Origin of the sequence: Methylomicrobium agile, assembly GCF_000733855.1 — a bacterium.
In the GTDB taxonomy this organism is placed as follows: domain Bacteria; phylum Pseudomonadota; class Gammaproteobacteria; order Methylococcales; family Methylomonadaceae; genus Methylomicrobium; species Methylomicrobium agile.
Map to the genome: position 1 here is coordinate 3,042,235 of NZ_JPOJ01000001.1, position 18,014 is coordinate 3,060,248.

Consider the following 18,014-nt stretch of genomic DNA (forward strand, 5'->3'; position numbering starts at 1 on the left):
ACGCGTGAAAACCGCTTCAGAACATGCAACGCTTTCCCCCGAAATGCAGAGCCGGATGGATGCCTATTGGCGCGCGGCAAATTATCTGTCGGTCGGGCAAATCTATCTGCTCGACAATCCGCTGCTCAACGAGCCGTTGGCGCTCGGACACATCAAACCGCGTTTGTTGGGGCATTGGGGTACGACGCCAGGGTTGAATTTCATCCATGTGCACCTGAACCGTCTGATCAAGGCGCACGATCTGAACATGATCTTTATCTGCGGCCCGGGGCACGGCGGGCCGGCGATGGTCGCGAACGCTTGGCTGGAAGGCACTTACAGCGAGCGTTATCCGAACGTTTCGCTGGATCGCGAGGGGATGCGTGCCCTGTTCAAGCAGTTTTCGTTTCCGGGCGGCATCCCGAGCCATGTCGCGCCGGAGACGCCCGGCTCGATCCATGAAGGCGGCGAGCTCGGCTATGCGTTGTCGCATGCCTACGGGGCCGTATTCGACAATCCCGACCTGATCGCCTGTTGCGTGGTCGGCGACGGAGAGGCCGAAACGGGCCCTTTGGCGGCTTCCTGGCATTCGAATAAATTCCTGAATCCGGCGCGGGACGGGGCGGTGTTGCCGATTCTGCATCTGAACGGCTACAAGATCGCGAACCCGACGATTTTGAGCCGGATCGACCAGGACGAGTTGATCAAGCTCTTCGAAGGCTACGGCTACCGGCCTTATCTGGTCGAAGGCAGCGATCCGGCGGCGGTGCATCCGCGTATGGCCGAGGCGCTCGACCGGTGCCTGGACGAGATCCGGGCGATACAGCAAACGGTACGCTCCGGCCAATCCTGGAGCCGCCCGAAGTGGCCGATGATTATCCTGCGTACCCCGAAAGGCTGGACCGGCCCTGAGAGTGTAGACGGCAAGAAAACCGAGGATTTCTGGCGTTCGCATCAGGTGCCGCTGGCCAATCTGGCCGATAATCCGGCGCACATCGAGATGCTCGAACAATGGCTCCTGAGTTACCGTCCCGAAGAGCTCTTCGATGCGCAGGGGACGCCGAAACCCGAGTTACTGGAGCTTGCGCCGCGCGGCCAGCGCCGGATCAGCGATAATCCGCATGCGAACGGCGGCGTGTTGCTGCGCGATCTGCGGCTGCCCGATTTTCGCGACTATGCGCTGGAAATCCCTGCACCCGGAGCGGTCGAGGCGGAAGCGACGCGGGTGATGGGCAAGTTTTTGCGCGACGTGATGAGGGGCAACCTCGAACAGCGCAACTTCCGGATTTTCGGTCCCGACGAAACGGCCTCGAACCGCTGGGATGCCGTTTTCGAGGCGACGCCCAGGGTTTGGGAGGAAAAAATCCTGCCGGAAGACACCGATTTGGCGCGCGACGGCAGGGTCATGGAGATTCTCAGCGAGCATACCTGCCAGGGCTGGCTGGAAGGCTACCTGCTGACCGGGCGGCACGGCTTTTTTTCCTGTTACGAAGCGTTCATCCACATCGTCGATTCGATGTTCAACCAGCATGCGAAATGGTTGAAAACCTGTAACCACATACCCTGGCGGCGGCCGATCGCTTCATTGAATTATTTGCTGACTTCGCACGTCTGGCGCCAGGACCATAACGGCTTTTCGCATCAGGATCCGGGATTCATCGACCATGTTGTGAACAAGAAAGCCGAGGTCGTGCGCGTTTATTTTCCGCCCGATGCGAATACCCTGCTGTCCGTGACCGATCACGTGCTGCGCAGCCGCAACTACGTGAACGTGGTCGTCGCCGGCAAGCAGCCGGCGCCGCAGTGGCTGACGATGGACCAGGCAATCAAGCACTGCCACGCCGGCATCGGCGTCTGGGAATGGGCGAGCAACGACCTCGGTAAAGAACCCGATGTGGTGATGGCCTGCGCCGGCGACGTGCCGACGCTGGAGACATTGGCGGCGGTCGACATCCTGCGGACCCAGATTCCCGACCTGAAAATCCGGGTCATCAATGTCGTCGACCTGATGAAGCTGCAGCCGCCGGGCGAGCATCCGCATGGGCTGTCCGACCGCGATTTCGAACAACTGTTCACTTCCGACAAGCCGATCGTGTTCGCTTATCACGGCTATCCCTGGCTGATCCACCGGCTGACTTACCGCCGCCCCAACCATGAGAATCTGCATGTGCGCGGCTATAAGGAAGAAGGCACGACTTCGACGCCTTTCGATATGGTCGTCATGAACGATATCGACCGCTTCCATCTGGCGATCGATGTGATCGACAGAGTGCCTCGGTTAAAAGAGCGGGCGGTTTATCTGAAACAATATTTCAAGGGCAAACTGATAGACCACAAGCACTATATCCGGATCCACGGCGAGGACATGCCGGAGATCCGCGAATGGAAATGGCCTGCGGAGACGGCAGGTTTGCAGATGCAAGCTGGCTAAGGCGTCCTTATGCGGCTAAGTTCATGTTCGAATCCGGCGCGGTTGTTCAGTATCCGTTTAGAATCTGTTAGTATAATTATTAAGAACTTTTCGGAAATTAATGTCAAACTAGGCAAATTTTCTGAAAATACGTTTTATCGGCTTCAATATAAAAGGTCGCCCACTATTCACCCCATGACCGAGGCAAATATGAAAAAAACCTTATTAATCACAGCGATCAGTTCCGTATTATTATCGGCTTGCGTCACCGATCCTTACACCGGCCAGTCTTCGCTCAGCAAGGCTGCTATGGGCGGAGGCATCGGCGCGGCTTCCGGTGCGGCGATCGGCACCGCTTTCGGCGGCAACGATCTGAAGAATGCCGGCTGGGGGGCTTTGGCCGGCGGTCTGGTCGGTGCGGCCGTCGGTGCTTATATGGATCATCAGCAGAAACAAATGGAGCAGTCTTTGCAGGGTACCGGCATCGAAGTGCAGAGAACCGCCGAGAACACCTTGAATCTGAACATGCCGGAAAACGTGACGTTCGCCTTCAATTCATCGACGTTGACCCCCCAAGCGCAGTCCGCGCTGAATACGGTGGCCACTATCCTGAATCAATATCCTGAATCGACGATTACCGTTACCGGCCATACCGACGACATTGGCTCGGATACTTATAATCAGCGTTTGTCGGAACAACGCGCTGCCAGCGTGTCCGATTATCTCGGACAGCACGGCGTGAACTTTTCCCGTCTGAAACAGCAGGGCATGGGCGAGAGAATGCCGAAGTTTCCGAATACCAGCGAGGAAAACCGCGCGCAAAACCGCCGTGTCGAACTGGCGATCGTTGCGAACAGCAATGCCGGCGCGCAGCAAGGCTCTCCGCAGCAGCCTCAACAGCAGGGCTATCCGCAACAGCAAGGTTATCCGCAACAGCAAGGTTATCCGCAACAGCAAGGCTATCCTCAGCAGGGCTACCCGCAACAGGGTTATCCGCAGCAGGGTTATCCGCAGCAGGGTTATCCGCAGCAGGGCTATCCTCAACAGGGCTACCCGCAGCAAGGCTACCCGCAATAGCCCTCCGGATATCCGCGCTGAATGTGTTTCGGCCGGCGAGTTCTCCGGCTGCGTGAGCCAGGCCCCTGTGCAACGTGATTGTGCAGGGGCTTTTTTTGCCGGCTCATGGCCGGACTGAGCGGCAGTACGATACATTGTTTTTCCGTGGGATTAATTTACGATTCGCTTACTGCATCGGGTATAATCATTGCCCGTTAGCCGCATTCTCGGGCGGCCGGTGTTTTTATTTACAGACTTAGACCCTCATCGATCAAGACCCCATGGATTTAAAATTTCTCGATTTCGAACAGCCCATTGCCGAACTGGAAGCCAAAATCCGCGAGCTTCGTAATGTGGAATTCGATAATGACATCAACATATCCGATGCCATCCAGCAACTGGAAGAGAAAAGCCGTGCACTGACCGAATCGATCTTCGCGACGCTGTCCGACTGGCAGATTTCGCAATTGTCCCGCCATCCGGGACGTCCTTATACGCTCGACTACATCAAGCTGATGTTCACCGATTTTCATGAATTGCACGGCGACCGCGCTTATGCGGACGATCCGGCGATCGTTTGCGGCCTGGCTCGGTTCGACGGAGAGCCGGTCGTGGTGATCGGGCATCAGAAAGGCCGCGACACCAAGGAAAAAATCTACCGCAATTTCGGGATGCCGCGCCCCGAAGGCTACCGAAAGGCGCTTCGCGTGATGAAGATGGCCGAGCGCTTCCAATTGCCGGTGATCTGCCTGATCGATACGCCGGGCGCCTATCCCGGCATCGGCGCCGAGGAGCGCGGACAAAGCGAAGCGATCGCGAAAAACCTGTTCGAAATGGCCAAACTCGGAACCCCCATCATTTGCACCGTGACCGGCGAAGGCGGTTCCGGCGGCGCGTTGGCGATCGGCGTCGGCGACCGTCTGATCATGCTGGAATACAGCACCTACTCGGTCATTTCTCCGGAGGGCTGCGCTTCGATCCTATGGAAAAGCGCGGACAAATCGCAGCTTGCTGCGGAGGCGATGGGGATCACTTCCGACCGGATTCGCGAGCAGGGCCTGCTCGATGAAGTGGTGCGCGAACCGGTGGGCGGTGGCCATCGGGATTTTCACGGCGTGGCCGAGAATTTGAAGGAAGCCCTACAGCGCCATCTTGAAGAACTGAAACAGCTCGATATCGACGAGTTGTTGGAAAAACGTTATCAGCGCCTGATGAATTTCGGCGCTTTCATCGAAGAGCCGGTTAAATAAATAGCCGGTATTTCCGCCGCCCGGCTTAATGCCGGGCTCTTGAACCTCGAGATTTTAACCCACATGCTGACGCCGCGGCTGATCGAGTCTTCGCTCGCTTTGTGCCGGGCGTCTCCCCGGCAAATTTTTCTCGCCTATAGCGGCGGCGTCGATTCGCACGTGCTGCTGCATCTGTGCGCTCAGGAACCGAAACTGCGTGAAAGAGTTACGGCGGTGCACGTGCATCACGGCCTGCAGGCGCAGGCCGAGGATTGGGCGCGCCATGCCGAAACGACGGCGCGCGGACTTGGGGTCGATTTTTTGCTGCGCCGCGTGGATGCGCATCCCAGGCCGGGTGAAAGCCCGGAAGAAGCGGCCAGGAACGCCCGGTACGCGGCGCTGAAGCCGTTGATGCGCCCGGATGATGTGCTGCTGGTGGCGCAGCATCGGGACGACCAGCTCGAAACGGTCCTGCTGCAGTTGCTGCGGGGCGGCGGTTTGCCGGGCTTGCCGGCATGCCGGCAAGCATGCCGTTCGGTCCGGGGACGCTGCTCAGGCCGTTTCTGCATGTCCGGAAACAAGACATAGATCGCTATGCGTTAGCGCATCGATTGGATTGGATCGAGGATCCGACCAATCGCGAGAGCGTGTATGACCGCAACTTTCTGCGCCGCGAAGTACTGCCGTTATTGAAACAGCGCTGGCCGGCCTGCGATCGGACCGTGGGTCGGGCGGCAGGCCATTGCGCGGAAGCTTATGCCGTGCTGGCCGAGATTGCCGCCGAATCGTTCGCTCTCGTGCATTCCGCCCGCGACAACACGCTGGATATCGAGCGGCTCGGCACGTTTGATCTTCGAAGGCGCCGGTTGATCATCCGGCACTGGTTCGGGCAAATGGGTTTGAAAATGCCGTCCCAGGCTTTTCTGACGCAGTTGTTCGATCACGTGATCGGCGCCGCCGGCGATAGCGATCCGGTGCTGAACGGGCAGGGCTGTCAAATGCGCCGCTACCGGAACAGATTGTATTGCCTGCGAAATGGGCAAGTCGAGGATTTGCAGCCCCTGGATTGGCCGAAGGAAAAGGAATCGCTGATGATCGGCAAACGCATGACCCTGAATCGGGTCGTTTCGACGGACGGAATTCCCGAGTCCGTCTGGCGGCAGTCAACCGTAACCGTCAAATTCCGTAGCGGGGGAGAAAAGATCGCGTTGCCCGGACGCCGTGGTCATCATCTTTTGAAAAATCTCTATCAGGAGATCGGTATGCCGCCTTGGGAAAGGGCTGCGCTTCCTTTGCTCTATCTCGACGGCCAACTGGCCGCGGTCGCCGACCTTTGGATCGGCGCCGACTATTACCGGGAAGGCCTGTATCCCTGTTTCCGTCTGGCGTTAGCCCGTCATTGATCCGGGCGCGCAAATCGCTAAAGACGATAGTGCCTGTTTGGTGCTAGAATAGCCACCCTTCTGATACCCGTCATCTGTCTAAAATCCGAAGTAAACAATCTTTACATGACCAAATATATCTTTATCACCGGCGGGGTCGTCTCTTCCCTCGGCAAGGGCATTGCGGCGTCTTCGCTCGCGGCCATTCTGGAAGCGCGCGGCCTGAAAGTGACGTTGACCAAGCTGGATCCTTACATCAACGTCGATCCGGGCACGATGAGCCCTTTCCAGCACGGTGAAGTGTTTGTGACCGAGGATGGCGCGGAAACCGATCTGGATCTGGGGCATTACGAGCGTTTCCTGAAAACCACGATGACCCGGAAGAACAATTTTACCACCGGTCAGGTCTATGACAGCGTACTGCGCCGCGAGCGCAAGGGCGAATATCTCGGCGCGACCGTACAGGTGATTCCGCATATTACCGACGAAATCAAGAGCCGCATCGAGCAAAGCGCGGAGGGCAAAGATGTCGCGCTTATCGAAGTCGGCGGCACGGTCGGTGACATCGAATCGTTGCCGTTTCTCGAAGCGATCCGGCAGATGCGCGTCGACCTCGGCGCGGAGCGCTCGCTGTTCATTCACCTGACGCTGGTCCCTTATATCCGCTCGGCGGGCGAACTCAAAACCAAACCGACCCAGCATTCGGTCAAGGAACTGCGCACCATCGGCATCCAGCCGGACATTTTGATCTGCCGTTCCGAACAGCCGATTCCGGTAAACGAGCGCCGCAAGATCGCCTTGTTTACCAATGTCGAGGAAAAAGCGGTCATTTCGGCGGTCGATGCGGATACGATTTACCGGATTCCGCTCTTACTGCATGAACAGGGCCTGGACGACATCGTCGTGAACAAATTGCGCCTGAATGCGCCGCCCGCGAATCTGGCCGAGTGGAAAAACGTGGTGGATGCATTGACCACATCCACCAATGAGGTAAACATCGCGATCGTCGGCAAATACGTCGACCATACCGATTCGTACAAATCCCTTAACGAGGCGCTGATTCATGCCGGCATCAAAACTCGTAACAAGGTCAAAATTCATTATATCGATTCGGAAACGATCGAAGACGAAGGCGTCGGCGCGCTGAAGAACGTCGATGCGATCCTGGTGCCTGGCGGTTTCGGCGAGCGCGGCGTGGAAGGCAAGATCGCCACGGTCAAATACGCCCGCGAGAACAAGATTCCTTACCTCGGCATCTGCCTCGGCATGCAGGTCGCAGTGATCGAATTCGCCCGCGACGTGGCGAAACTCGAAGGCGCGCACAGCACCGAATTCCTGCCGAAGTCGCCGCATCCGGTGATCGGCCTGATCACCGAATGGATGGACGAGGCCGGCCGGATCGAAACGCGCGATCAAAACTCCGACTTGGGCGGCACGATGCGCCTCGGCGGTCAGCAATGCCGCCTGCAGGCCGATTCGCTGGCGTTCCGTCTCTACCAGAAAGACGTGATTACCGAACGTCACCGTCATCGCTACGAGTTCAACAATCAGTATTTCGATAAGCTCGAAAAGGCCGGCCTGCGCTTTTCCGGCAAATCGATCGATGGGCGTTTGGTCGAAGTGATCGAGATCGCCGATCATCCCTGGTTCCTGGCTTGCCAGTTCCATCCCGAATTTACCTCGACTCCGCGCAAAGGGCATCCGTTGTTTTCGGGATTCGTGATCGCGGCGGCGGAGCATAAAAAGATAACTGTGTAGGTTGGGTTAGGCGATAGCCGTAACCCAACAATTTTGAGCTGCGTAGTGTAGTAGGTCGGGCACGCTTTTTTGTGCCCGACATTTCGTGCAACCGATACCTAAAACGTCGGGCAATAAAGCTCTGCCCGACCTACACGGCTTAATGTAAACTCTGAACGGAGATTTAGCAATGATCACAAAAGCAATGATTCTGGAATGTTATGAAGCATTCAAAGAAGGTAGGCTTAAACATGTACCCCAAGATATGAAACCTACTTCAGCAAAAATGACAATGAATTGGCTTGAAAGCATACTAAATACTCGCGAGCCTTATAATCGTAGCGGTAGTCTGTTGCAATATAAAATTATACTGGAAAAGATTGAAAAGGAATTTGGGCCTCAAAGAGCTAGGGAAGCTGCACTAGTTCTGATGCCTTATTGCCAGAAGTATAATAAGCAATCACATATATCGATATTGCAGCGGTTTTAAAAAATAAATGAACGGAAAATACCACTACATCAAAAGAATAAACCTCTAAGTTCAATGTACACGCTTTATAAAATCAATAGCGATGATCTGAATGAAAACTTCATCGCTGCGATAAAAGCCCAGTTTCCTCATCAAACGATCGAAATCGCGATTTCCGAAGTGACGCAGGTCGCGCAAGATGAAACGGCTTATTTATTGTCCAACCCCGAAAATAAAGAGAGGCTGCTGGCCGCCATTGAGCAGATCGAAAGCAACCGTCTGATCGATATTGATTTAGAAAAATTGTGATCATCAGTTTCGAAGCCACGGCATTTGATGATTTTAATCAGTGGGCAATCGATGACAAAAAATGCCATAAACGCATCGTCACGCTGATCAAGGATATTTGCCGCAATCCTTATGAAGGGTTGGGCAAACCGGAGCCGTTGAAATATGAACTGCAAGGCTATTGGTCGCGGCGAATCGATGACGAACACCGTTTGGTTTATAAAATCCAGGATGGCAGGTTGATTGTTATCAGTTGTAAATACCATTACAAGAAGTAGTCACAAAACGAGAACACTCATGCAATTATGTGGTTTTGAAGTCGGCCTCGACAAGCCGCTGTTTTTGATCGCGGGCCCCTGCGTGATCGAAAGCGAACAACTGGCGCTCGATACGGCGGGCTATTTGAAAGAAGTGACGCAGGAACTGAACATTCCTTTTATCTACAAATCGTCGTTCGATAAGGCCAACCGTTCGTCGCATGAAAGCTTCCGTGGACTCGGCATTGAGCGCGGGCTCGAAATTCTGGCCAAAGTCAAAAAAGAAATCGGCGTGCCGGTTTTGACCGACGTGCACGAGGACACCCCGCTCGCCGAAGTTGCGAAGGTCGTCGACGTGATGCAGACGCCGGCGTTTCTGTGCCGGCAGACCAATTTCATCCGGAACGTCGCCGCGTGCGGCATTCCGGTCAACATCAAGAAAGGCCAGTTTCTGGCGCCCTGGGACATGGCGAATGTCGCGAACAAGGCGAAGGCCGCAGGTAACGACAAGATCATGGTCTGCGAGCGCGGGGTGTCGTTCGGCTACAACAACCTGGTTTCCGACATGCGCTCGCTGGCGGTGATGCGCGACACCGGCTGCCCGGTCGTGTTCGATGCGACCCACTCGGTACAATTGCCGGGCGGACAGGGCAACTGTTCGGGCGGCCAGCGCGAATTCGTGCCGGTGCTGGCGCGGGCCGCGGTGGCGGTCGGCATTTCCGGCCTGTTCATGGAAACGCATCCGAATCCGGCCGAGGCGAAAAGCGACGGCCCGAATTCGTGGCCGATGCACCGGATCAAAGAATTACTCGAAGTTTTATTAACCATCGATCAGGCGGTCAAAGCCCATCCCCTGATAGAAACAACAATCTAAGGAAACATTAATGGCTGCAATAGTAGATATTCGTGCAAGAGAAGTTCTGGATTCGCGCGGCAACCCGACCGTCGAAGCCGATGTGGTACTGGCGTCCGGCGTGGTCGGCAGCGCGATGGTGCCGTCCGGGGCATCGACCGGCGAACGTGAAGCGATCGAACTGCGCGACGGCGACAAATCCCGCTATCTCGGCAAAGGCGTGTTGAAAGCCGTCGAGAACGTCAAGACCGAAATCCGCGGCGCGATCATCGGCATGGACGCGGCCGATCAGGAAGGCATCGACAACAAGATGCTCGCACTGGACGGCACCGAATCGAAGTCGCGTCTGGGCGCGAACGCATTGCTGGCGGTCTCGATGGCGGCGGCGCACGCGGCGGCGCAGGAAAGCAAGCAGCCGCTGTACCGTTATCTGAACAAGTCCGGCGAATTCGTGATGCCGGTGCCGATGATGAACATCATCAACGGCGGCTCGCATGCGGACAACAGCGTCGATCTGCAGGAGTTCATGATTTTGCCGGTCGGCGCGCCGACTTTCCGCGAAGCGATCCGCTACGGCGCGGAAGTGTTCCACAATCTGGCCAAAGTATTGAAATCGAAAGGTTTGGCGACCACGGTCGGCGACGAAGGCGGTTTCGCGCCCAACCTGTCATCCAACGAAGAAGCGATCGGCGTGATCCTGCAGGCCATCGAACAGGCCGGCTTCAAACCGGGCGTCGACATTTACCTGGGCCTGGATGCGGCCGCGTCCGAATATTACAGCGACGGCGTCTACGATCTGGCGTCCGAGAACAAGCAGTACACGTCGGCGCAAATGGCCGACTTCTTCGTCGATTGGGTCAACAAATATCCGATTATCAGCATCGAAGACGGTTTCGACGAAAACGATTGGGACGGCTGGAAACTGATGACCGAAAAACTCGGCGGCCGCATCCAACTGGTCGGCGACGATTTGTTCGTAACCAATCCGAAGATTCTGGCCAGAGGCATCGAGCGGAGCATCGCCAATTCGATCCTGATCAAGGTGAATCAGATCGGCACGTTGACCGAAACGCTGGCCGCGATCGACATGGCGAAAAAAGCCGGTTACTCGGCGGTCGTTTCGCACCGTTCCGGCGAGACCGAAGACACCACGATCGCGGATCTGGTCGTTGCGACCGGCACCGGCCAGATCAAGACCGGATCGCTCAGCCGCTCCGACCGTGTCGCCAAGTACAACCGCCTGATGAAGATCGAGGAAGAGCTGGGCGGCGTGGCGCGCTATGCCGGCCGTAGCGCATTCAAGTCGCTCTAAATCCTGGAAACGGGCGCAGGCCGGCATGTTTGCCGGCCTGCGCCCTGAACGGACGTCATGAAATTTCTCGTTGCGGTCATCATTCTGCTGATCCTCCACTTTCAATACCGCCTGTGGCTCGGCGACGGCAGTCTGAAGGAAACGCGCGCCTATCAACAACAGCTGGCGGAACTGAAGAAGCTGGCCGAGGAAAAACGCCAGCGCAACGAGAAACTTTATGCGGAAGTCAGGGACCTGCACAAAGGCCAGGAAGCGATCGAGGAACGCGCCCGCGACGAATTGGGCATGATTCGCGAAGACGAGACTTTTTTTCAGGTAATCGAAAAATAATCCCTAACATCCATTGGGTTGAATGCGTTTTGACGCGATTCCCCTGCTGATCAATCCTGTTTGATGACCGAGTCAATCCAATTCTGGGCCGTCGTGCCGGCGGCCGGCGTCGGCAAGCGCATGCAGTCCGACCGTCCCAAACAATATCTCGAACTGGCCGGAAAGACCGTGATCGAGCGGACCCTGAACCGCTTGCTGGAGGCGGGCGTGTTCGGTGCGGTCGCGGTGGCCGTTTCGACCGAGGATCCCTACTGGCCCGAATTGGAAGTATCGAGGCATCCAAGCGTGATCACCGCGCCCGGCGGCAAGGAACGGGCCGATTCGGTGCTGTCCGCGTTGAAATCCCTGCACGGCCAAGCCGATGACGGCGACTGGGTGCTGGTGCATGATGCCGCTCGCCCCTGTATCACGTCGGAAGATATCCGTAAACTGATCGATACCCTGGCCGATGATCCGATCGGCGGGATTCTGGCGCTGTCTTTGCACGATACCTTGAAGGATGTGCAGGGAAGCTCAATCGTCGGAACGCTCGACCGCCGCCATATCTGGCGCGCGTTGACCCCGCAGATGTTCCGCTACGGCATGTTGAAGGCTGCGTTGACCGAAGCGGAAGGCAACCCGGCAATCACCGACGAGGCCAGTGCGCTTGAGCTGAAAGGCTTCAAGCCGAAAATCGTCGAAGGACGAGCCGACAACATCAAAATTACCCGGCCCGAAGATCTGGCGCTGGCAACCTTTTATCTGGAGCAACAATGATCAGAGTAGGGCAAGGCTATGACGTGCACCGCTTCAACGAGGGCGATCACATCATTTTAGGCGGCGTGACGATTCCTTACGAAAAAGGACTGGAAGCGCATTCGGACGGCGACGTGGTGCTGCATGCGCTGGCCGATGCGTTGCTGGGCGCAGCTGCGCTGGGCGACATAGGCAAACATTTTCCGGACACCGATCCGCAGTTCAAAGGCGCCGATAGCCGAGTGTTGCTGCGCCATGTTTACGGCGTCGTTCGTGATAGGGGCTATACCCTGGTCAATGCCGACATCACGATCATCGCGCAAGCCCCGAAAATGGCTCCCCATATCGCCGCGATGTGCCGGAATATCGCCGACGATTTACAAACCGAAGTTGATTTCATCAATGTGAAAGCGACTACGACCGAAAAACTCGGCTTCGAAGGCCGTAAGGAAGGAATTGCGGTGCAGGCGGTGGTGTTGGTAGAAAAAAAATAGGGGTATTCGGAAGTGGATGTTGAATGGCAAATTAGCAATTGATTCGTAATTTGGAATTGCATGTCATCAGAACCGCTGCCTAAAAGTCACTTTTTTATCGCTTGCTAGATAGTGTCGTCACAAGATAAGTCTTTGTCAGGTATAATACGGAGATTGTCGTTGCTGATGAGATTAAAGAGCCATGTCCCAACCTGCCCACCGCCGCCATGACATTTCCGATACGGTTTGGAGCTTACTGGAACCCCATCTGCCCGGCCGTGCCGGGGCCTGGGGCGGAAAAGCGCGAGACAACCGCTTGTTTATCAATGCGGTCTTCTGGATTTTGCGTACCGGTGCGCCATGGCGCGACCTGCCACCTGACTATGGCGATTGGAAGAACACCCATCGCCGGTTTTGCCGTTGGCGAGATCACGGCGTCTGGGAAGCCCTGTTGGAACAGTTGGTCACCGAACCCGACTATGAATGGTTGATGATTGATGCCAGCCACATCAAAGTCCATCCGCATGCGACCGGCGCGCAAGGCGGCAATCAGGGCATGGCGGTCACAAAAGGGGGCTCAACAGTAAGATACATCTGGCCGTGGATGCGCATGGTATGCCGGTCAGAATCCTTATTACAGCAGGTACCACAGCAGATTGTTCGCAGGCTTCAGCCTTGATCGAAGGCGTGGATGCTCAGTACTTATTGGCGGACAAAGGCTACGATAGCGATGCTATCGTAGCCCAAGCCGAAGCAAATCAGATGACGGTGGTCATTCCGCCACGCCGCAATCGAAAACAACCCCGCGACTACGATCGCGACCTGTACAAACTGCGGCATTTAGTAGAAAACGCGTTCTTGCACCTCAAGCGCTGGCGAGGTATTGCCACACGCTATGCCAAGAACACCGCATCGTTCCTGGCCGCTGTGCAGATCCGGTGCATCGCCCTGTGGACAGCTATCTTATGACGACACTATCTAGAAAAAGTTGAGCAGCAGTCATCGACCCAAAACTCGTCGCTAACTATTTTTCCTCTCAACCGTCTGCTTTTCTCCCCTTATCCGACTGAAGCAGTGACCGATTTGTCGCCGGATATTTTCCTAAAACGCCGAATCTCAATTTATTTGCGAATTCTAACAACCATGAGCACTGCTAATAAGGCAAACAGGCCTGAGCAAAGAAAGGCCAGATGATAATTGCCCAGCCGGCTATGCAGGTAGCCGGCTGAGTACGAAGCCAATGCGGCGCCCGCTTGATGGGCACAGCAGATCCAACCGAATACGACGCCGACGTTATTTTTGCCGAACAAATCGGCGGTCAGCGCCGAGGTTGCGGGTACCGTGGAGAGCCAGTTCAAACCATAAACCATCGAAAACAGTAGCATTTGTTCAATAGACTCCACGAAGAGCAGCCCCATTAGCGACAGACCGCGCAAGCCATAATAAATGGCCAATAATTTGCTTTTGTCAAAACGGTCGCAAAGCCAGCCGGATAAGATGGTGCCCACAATGTCAGTCGCACCCATCAAGCCCAGTGATACCGCCATCCCCATTTCTGTAAATCCATGCTCGATACCGTGCGGAATCAGATGGGTTTGGAATAGACCGGATGTAGTGAAGCCGCAAATGGCGAAACTGCCTGCCAACAACCAAAACTGGGATTGACGTATCGCTTTGCGCATTGGTCTGGGATCGGCCGGCACGTGCTTTATCTCATTGCCGGCATTACCGTATGGACGACACCTTTTCAGGATAGGTTCGTCAGCGAGCCAATAGGCCGAGAGCGGCAACACCAATAATCCTAACAGTCCAGCCAATAGCAGAAGAGTCGGTCTCCAGCCGAAATCCATGTTGATCTGCATCAGCAGCGGTGTGAAAACCAGTTGGCCCGATGAAAACGCCGCGCCGAGCACGCCGAGCGCCAATCCCCGATGCTCAGTAAACCAGCGGTTGATCAAGGCCGAACCCAGCACGATTGACGTCCCTCCGGAGCCGATGCCGGCCATGACTCCCCACAGCAGATACCACTGCCATAGTTCACTGGCTATGGTACAAGCCCCGGCAGCGAGCGCCAGCAGCGCAATGCTGACCAAACATACGCGTTTGGGTCCATAGAGATCCATCCAGCGGCCCAGCCATGGCCCGGAGATTCCGAATAGCAGCAGATTCAACGCCGCGGCGCCGCTGATCGTGTCTCGGGTCCAGCCGAACTCGTGTTCCAGCGCCAGCATTAGGATGCCTGGCAATGACCGGAGCGTGGCGGCGAAAAACAGACACGCAAAGGTCACTGCCAATACGATCCAGGCATAGTGCAACCGCTGGGGCGCGGAATCTATTCTGTTTATGTTCATCCCGGCGTTATTCCGCATCCTCAATCTTATCCAATAAGTCGATTAAGCGGGTGACGCCCTGGAGAAGAATGCCGCCCACCCCCAGGGCAAACCAGACGCCGATCACAAAGCCCCAGTGAATCGGCGCGGCGAAGAATTCTTCGCGAAACCAGAAGGTATGTCCCCATTCGTTGAAGCCGACGCTGACCAGGATCATAAACGGGCCGAACACGGCCAAGGTTAACGGTAGGGAAATGCCTTGCGCATACAGGGGAAGCCGCGTTCTGGCATAAAGCCAGGCACAGCCGCCAAGAATCACATACAACGGAAAATTGAAATAAAACTCGATGATGTGATTGGCGGTGAACGGCGTATCGCGAATCGCGACCTGATGCCAGGAATTGTCCTGTTCGGCAAAATAACTGCCGGCCCAATACACGGCGAAGGTATAGATGCTGATCCACATCGTCAGCGTGAAATAGCGGCGAATCTCTTCCTTAGGCGATAGCTTGTCCAGCTGCCGATCGCGCGTAAGCCATAAATAAGACCACAGGCCGGTCATTACCACCGCGATGACCGCCAGTTCAATATAAAACAACCGCATCCAGTATTGCTCGAACGCCGGCTCGGTCGAATCGAGCCCTGCCGAGACCGCAAAAGCGCCCTGGTACAGACGCAAGCCGATATACATGACGGTTAGCACGCCGAAGGTTTTCAGGTATCGTGGCAAATCCTGCAAATACCAGGGTAGACGGTTCCCGGTTGATGTGATAACGGGCATATTTTCTGATGTTGTAGCCATAAGGGTTCTCCTCTTGATGATATAGGGAGCTATCGTTCTGGCCGGTCAACGTCCCCACCTTGGAGAGCGCCATACGGAATGCCGCCAGGTCCGCTAGGTCTCCTAATGAATGATTAAAACTTCGGTATCACGGCGGCGGATACACTCGAGATGTAACGCTCGCCGCTTTCGCTATCGTAAAGAAACAGCAGGCCACCGACGCGGCTGTCCGCATCGTTGATCAGGCCATCCAGCTTCTCGGTTTCCCATAAGGCGTCTTGCGCTGTTACGGAGATCGTTCGCTCTTCACCCGGTCGAATCGGCGTATTATCATCCAGCCTCAAAGTTGCCTCGATCGTCGAAACCTGGGAGGCGGCCGGCAACTCGGGATTGATAAAGCTGACGTTCGCGGTATTGAATTCGCCGAGCTGAACCGGCTTATCGCTGCGGTTATTGACCCTGACGGTAAAGATCATCATCCGCTTCGCTATGATATATTCGGCTTTGACCGCTTCTGCATCGACCTGGCCCGCATTGACCTGGGCGGACAGCGGCAATACCTGGTCCAGAGACGCCTGCAGGGGAATCGCGTTCGGGTAGCGATTGACCGTGACCGCGTTGATGGCGAGTACAGCCACGGGCACTGCCGCCAGCACGACCTTGGCAATCAAGCGATCATTAACTGTGATCAGTTCATCTTCCATGCCGGCCTGCAACATCCGGTAACGGGAGATAAACAGCGGCCGGCGTACCCACCAAAGCAGCCAGGCTGTCGCCAGCACGCCCCAAAACAGGTGCCACCCGATACCATTGAAGAGACCGACGCTTTCCATATCGACGATTTCGCCATTCAATGTTCTGACTTCGTTGCTGAAATCGCCGGCATTCCCGGAAATATCGAGCCAAGCGCCCGGACCCATTACCTGACCTGCATCCTTCAAATTGAAGAACGGATGGATGTGGTAGCGTCCCGGCAGACGGCCTTTCAACACGATCTTGAATTCATAATCGCCGCCCGGTTGCAGCGCCACCGAGTTGACCCACGGCTTGCCGTTCAACCAACGCTCGGTACGGATCAACACCGGCCCCGGCGTCGATACATTTAAAAACGCCGCATCCGGCTTCGGCACGCTGACCGGCCAGTCTTCGGCGACATGAAAACGGCCGCTTACGGTTACTTCCTCGTTGACCTTGAATTGTTGTTTGGACCAGGCCACGTCATACCATTGGATCGTGCGCATCCGGATGAACGGTTCCAGAGCTTTCTCACCGTGGGCGAGAGCGGTTTGTACTGGCCCGCCTAAACCTATGATAATCAATCCGATGGTGTAAACCCATTTTGTAATTCTGATTTTCATCTTGCTATCTCCGATCAGATTTTGTTCAGGTAACGGGTTGTCGCAAACCACTTGCCGATGTACCACCACAAGGCATACATTAGCGTGCACAGCAGCGCCGAACAGAAGGCGGCCAGAGGCGCCGCGTATTGGCCATAAGTGCGGAGCGTGCCGCGCTCGATAATGCGCAGGTATTCCGGCATTCCGGTTCGGATGTATTGAAAACCGAATAAATCGGCGAGGGTCAGTTGGGCATTCGCATACTCGACAGGCATGTGAAACAGCGCGAAAATCGGCCAGTTGCTCGGATAAAATAGCAAGGCGAAGGCGCTGCCGCCGATGATGGCGGTAATTGTGAAACTGTTGCTCAGCATCAGAATCGCGTCGAGCACCAGCGCGCCGGGCAGCATCGTTGCCGGCAGCACCATGTTGACCGGAAAATAATTCCAGTAGTGATAGGCAAAGATCCGGGTGACCCAGGTGCCGATTAATAAGGCGGCGACGCACAAGGTCGCGCCGAGCGGCAGCCGGAACTTATCCCACAGCACCGCCTGCACCGCCGCCGGAAACGTGATGCCCATCAGCGGCGTGACCAACGGCCACCACTGCCGGTCCTTCCAGTCCACCCAGAAATCCCAGTCGCCGACGGTCAGTGCGAAATGCAGATGGAACGAGCCGATAAAAAGAAACAGGGCCAGGACCAGAATCAGATAATCGTAAGCCCTGACAAGCCTGGCTTTTTCGCCCGAATAGGGCTTGATTGATTGCGTAGTAATAGGTAGCGACATATTCACATCTCCTAGGATGAAATGAAAAAAGGTGCGCATTGTCCAGCCGCCGAGGATCACTTAAATGAGGGGAAAGCGGATACTTGAATCGGCCAACAACACGCTGGGGAGATAGATTAAATACTTCGAGTCGGCTTGTTAAATGGTGAAAATTCATGCCGCCATTGAGCAAATTCATTACCGGGAACCCGGTGATTTTTCGCTATCATGAGGACCTACGTACAGCTCCGCGCCGGCGTAGTACCATGGAAAAATGCAGCTTTTATCG

Annotated in this window: 18 protein-coding genes and 2 pseudogenes; 16 read left to right on the forward strand and 4 right to left on the reverse strand. The window is 55.8% G+C overall.

Annotation, left to right across the window (positions count from 1 at the left end; genetic code table 11):
- The first annotated feature begins 4 nt into the window (after nt 1-4).
- The 16 genes and pseudogenes from CC94_RS0114385 to CC94_RS25300 form a co-directional block, all read left to right on the forward strand.
- Nucleotides 5-2,410 (forward strand): phosphoketolase family protein, encoded by a 2,406-nt coding sequence (locus tag CC94_RS0114385; RefSeq protein ID WP_031431356.1) that lies wholly within the window; start codon nt 5-7, stop codon nt 2,408-2,410.
- A 189-nt stretch (nt 2,411-2,599) separates the two neighbouring features.
- Entirely contained in the window at nt 2,600-3,466 is an 867-nt protein-coding gene (locus CC94_RS0114390) for a YiaD family glycine zipper/OmpA-like lipoprotein (RefSeq protein WP_031431358.1), read from the forward strand.
- A 260-nt stretch (nt 3,467-3,726) separates the two neighbouring features.
- Nucleotides 3,727-4,695 carry an acetyl-CoA carboxylase carboxyl transferase subunit alpha gene (gene accA, locus CC94_RS0114395; protein ID WP_005370898.1) on the forward strand — a complete coding sequence of 323 codons (969 nt, stop codon included), beginning with the start codon at nt 3,727-3,729 and terminating at the stop codon, nt 4,693-4,695.
- A gap of 63 nt (nt 4,696-4,758) precedes the next feature.
- Nucleotides 4,759-5,639, forward strand: a pseudogene (gene tilS, locus CC94_RS21645) (tRNA lysidine(34) synthetase TilS); the annotation flags it as partial.
- 141 nt (nt 5,640-5,780) lie between these two features.
- Entirely contained in the window at nt 5,781-6,077 is a 297-nt protein-coding gene (gene tilS / locus CC94_RS24825) for a tRNA lysidine(34) synthetase TilS (protein WP_245619810.1), read from the forward strand.
- A gap of 105 nt (nt 6,078-6,182) precedes the next feature.
- A complete protein-coding gene (locus CC94_RS0114405) occupies nt 6,183-7,814 on the forward strand; it encodes a CTP synthase (RefSeq protein WP_005370900.1) in 1,632 nt (543 codons plus the stop codon).
- A 169-nt stretch (nt 7,815-7,983) separates the two neighbouring features.
- A complete protein-coding gene (locus tag CC94_RS0114410; protein ID WP_031431359.1) occupies nt 7,984-8,283 on the forward strand; it encodes a hypothetical protein in 300 nt (99 codons plus the stop codon).
- 54 nt (nt 8,284-8,337) lie between these two features.
- Nucleotides 8,338-8,571 (forward strand): hypothetical protein, encoded by a 234-nt coding sequence (locus CC94_RS0114415; protein ID WP_005370902.1) that lies wholly within the window; start codon nt 8,338-8,340, stop codon nt 8,569-8,571.
- Entirely contained in the window at nt 8,568-8,828 is a 261-nt protein-coding gene (locus CC94_RS0114420) for a Txe/YoeB family addiction module toxin (RefSeq protein WP_005370903.1), read from the forward strand. The genes CC94_RS0114415 and CC94_RS0114420 overlap by 4 nt, the downstream gene beginning before the upstream one ends.
- Before the next feature lie 19 nt (nt 8,829-8,847).
- Complete coding sequence (kdsA, locus tag CC94_RS0114425; RefSeq protein WP_031431360.1) at nt 8,848-9,681, forward strand: 3-deoxy-8-phosphooctulonate synthase; 834 nt, start codon at nt 8,848-8,850, stop codon at nt 9,679-9,681.
- A gap of 10 nt (nt 9,682-9,691) precedes the next feature.
- Nucleotides 9,692-10,972, forward strand: a complete 1,281-nt coding sequence (gene eno, locus CC94_RS0114430; RefSeq protein WP_005370905.1) for a phosphopyruvate hydratase — start codon at nt 9,692-9,694, stop codon at nt 10,970-10,972.
- A 57-nt stretch (nt 10,973-11,029) separates the two neighbouring features.
- The gene (gene ftsB / locus CC94_RS0114435; protein WP_005370906.1) at nt 11,030-11,302 is read left to right on the forward strand and encodes a cell division protein FtsB; all 273 of its coding nucleotides are present in this window, start codon (nt 11,030-11,032) and stop codon (nt 11,300-11,302) included.
- Nucleotides 11,303-11,365: 63 nt separating this feature from the next.
- Nucleotides 11,366-12,058 (forward strand): 2-C-methyl-D-erythritol 4-phosphate cytidylyltransferase, encoded by a 693-nt coding sequence (ispD, locus tag CC94_RS0114440; protein ID WP_031431361.1) that lies wholly within the window; start codon nt 11,366-11,368, stop codon nt 12,056-12,058.
- Complete coding sequence (gene ispF / locus CC94_RS0114445; protein ID WP_036304011.1) at nt 12,055-12,531, forward strand: 2-C-methyl-D-erythritol 2,4-cyclodiphosphate synthase; 477 nt, start codon at nt 12,055-12,057, stop codon at nt 12,529-12,531. The genes ispD and ispF overlap by 4 nt, the downstream gene beginning before the upstream one ends.
- 181 nt (nt 12,532-12,712) lie before the next feature.
- Nucleotides 12,713-13,189, forward strand: coding sequence for an IS5 family transposase (locus CC94_RS25295; protein ID WP_031429487.1), 477 nt, complete (start codon nt 12,713-12,715; stop codon nt 13,187-13,189).
- Nucleotides 13,081-13,479, forward strand: a pseudogene (locus CC94_RS25300) (IS5 family transposase); the annotation flags it as partial. The gene CC94_RS25295 and the pseudogene CC94_RS25300, both read left to right, overlap by 109 nt.
- Before the next feature lie 152 nt (nt 13,480-13,631).
- Here the strand turns inward: CC94_RS25300 and CC94_RS0114460 are convergent.
- The 4 genes from CC94_RS0114460 to amoA form a co-directional block, all read right to left on the reverse strand.
- Nucleotides 13,632-14,741 carry an MFS transporter gene (locus CC94_RS0114460; RefSeq protein WP_245619759.1) on the reverse strand — a complete coding sequence of 370 codons (1,110 nt, stop codon included), beginning with the start codon at nt 14,739-14,741 and terminating at the stop codon, nt 13,632-13,634.
- Between the two features lie 127 nt (nt 14,742-14,868).
- Nucleotides 14,869-15,642, reverse strand: a complete 774-nt coding sequence (gene amoC, locus CC94_RS0114465) for a bacterial ammonia monooxygenase, subunit AmoC (RefSeq protein ID WP_005370914.1) — start codon at nt 15,640-15,642, stop codon at nt 14,869-14,871.
- A 113-nt stretch (nt 15,643-15,755) separates the two neighbouring features.
- Nucleotides 15,756-16,979 (reverse strand): bacterial ammonia monooxygenase, subunit AmoB, encoded by a 1,224-nt coding sequence (gene amoB, locus CC94_RS0114470; protein ID WP_005370915.1) that lies wholly within the window; start codon nt 16,977-16,979, stop codon nt 15,756-15,758.
- Nucleotides 16,980-16,993: 14 nt separating this feature from the next.
- Nucleotides 16,994-17,746 (reverse strand): bacterial ammonia monooxygenase, subunit AmoA, encoded by a 753-nt coding sequence (gene amoA / locus CC94_RS0114475; RefSeq protein WP_005370916.1) that lies wholly within the window; start codon nt 17,744-17,746, stop codon nt 16,994-16,996.
- Nucleotides 17,747-18,014 lie beyond the last annotated feature (268 nt).

Coding starts and splice junctions, on each gene's coding strand:
- CC94_RS0114405 (WP_005370900.1), top strand. CDS start 6,183: ATGACCAAATATATCTTTATCACCGGCGGGGTCGTCTCTTCCCTCGGC.
- amoB (WP_005370915.1), bottom strand. CDS start 16,979: ATGAAAATCAGAATTACAAAATGGGTTTACACCATCGGATTGATTATC.
- tilS (WP_245619810.1), top strand. CDS start 5,781: ATGACCCTGAATCGGGTCGTTTCGACGGACGGAATTCCCGAGTCCGTC.
- CC94_RS0114410 (WP_031431359.1), top strand. CDS start 7,984: ATGATCACAAAAGCAATGATTCTGGAATGTTATGAAGCATTCAAAGAA.
- amoA (WP_005370916.1), bottom strand. CDS start 17,746: ATGTCGCTACCTATTACTACGCAATCAATCAAGCCCTATTCGGGCGAA.
- CC94_RS25295 (WP_031429487.1), top strand. CDS start 12,713: ATGTCCCAACCTGCCCACCGCCGCCATGACATTTCCGATACGGTTTGG.
- ftsB (WP_005370906.1), top strand. CDS start 11,030: ATGAAATTTCTCGTTGCGGTCATCATTCTGCTGATCCTCCACTTTCAA.
- ispF (WP_036304011.1), top strand. CDS start 12,055: ATGATCAGAGTAGGGCAAGGCTATGACGTGCACCGCTTCAACGAGGGC.
- amoC (WP_005370914.1), bottom strand. CDS start 15,642: ATGGCTACAACATCAGAAAATATGCCCGTTATCACATCAACCGGGAAC.
- accA (WP_005370898.1), top strand. CDS start 3,727: ATGGATTTAAAATTTCTCGATTTCGAACAGCCCATTGCCGAACTGGAA.
- CC94_RS0114390 (WP_031431358.1), top strand. CDS start 2,600: ATGAAAAAAACCTTATTAATCACAGCGATCAGTTCCGTATTATTATCG.
- ispD (WP_031431361.1), top strand. CDS start 11,366: ATGACCGAGTCAATCCAATTCTGGGCCGTCGTGCCGGCGGCCGGCGTC.
- CC94_RS0114415 (WP_005370902.1), top strand. CDS start 8,338: ATGTACACGCTTTATAAAATCAATAGCGATGATCTGAATGAAAACTTC.
- kdsA (WP_031431360.1), top strand. CDS start 8,848: ATGCAATTATGTGGTTTTGAAGTCGGCCTCGACAAGCCGCTGTTTTTG.
- CC94_RS0114460 (WP_245619759.1), bottom strand. CDS start 14,741: ATGCTGGCGCTGGAACACGAGTTCGGCTGGACCCGAGACACGATCAGC.
- eno (WP_005370905.1), top strand. CDS start 9,692: ATGGCTGCAATAGTAGATATTCGTGCAAGAGAAGTTCTGGATTCGCGC.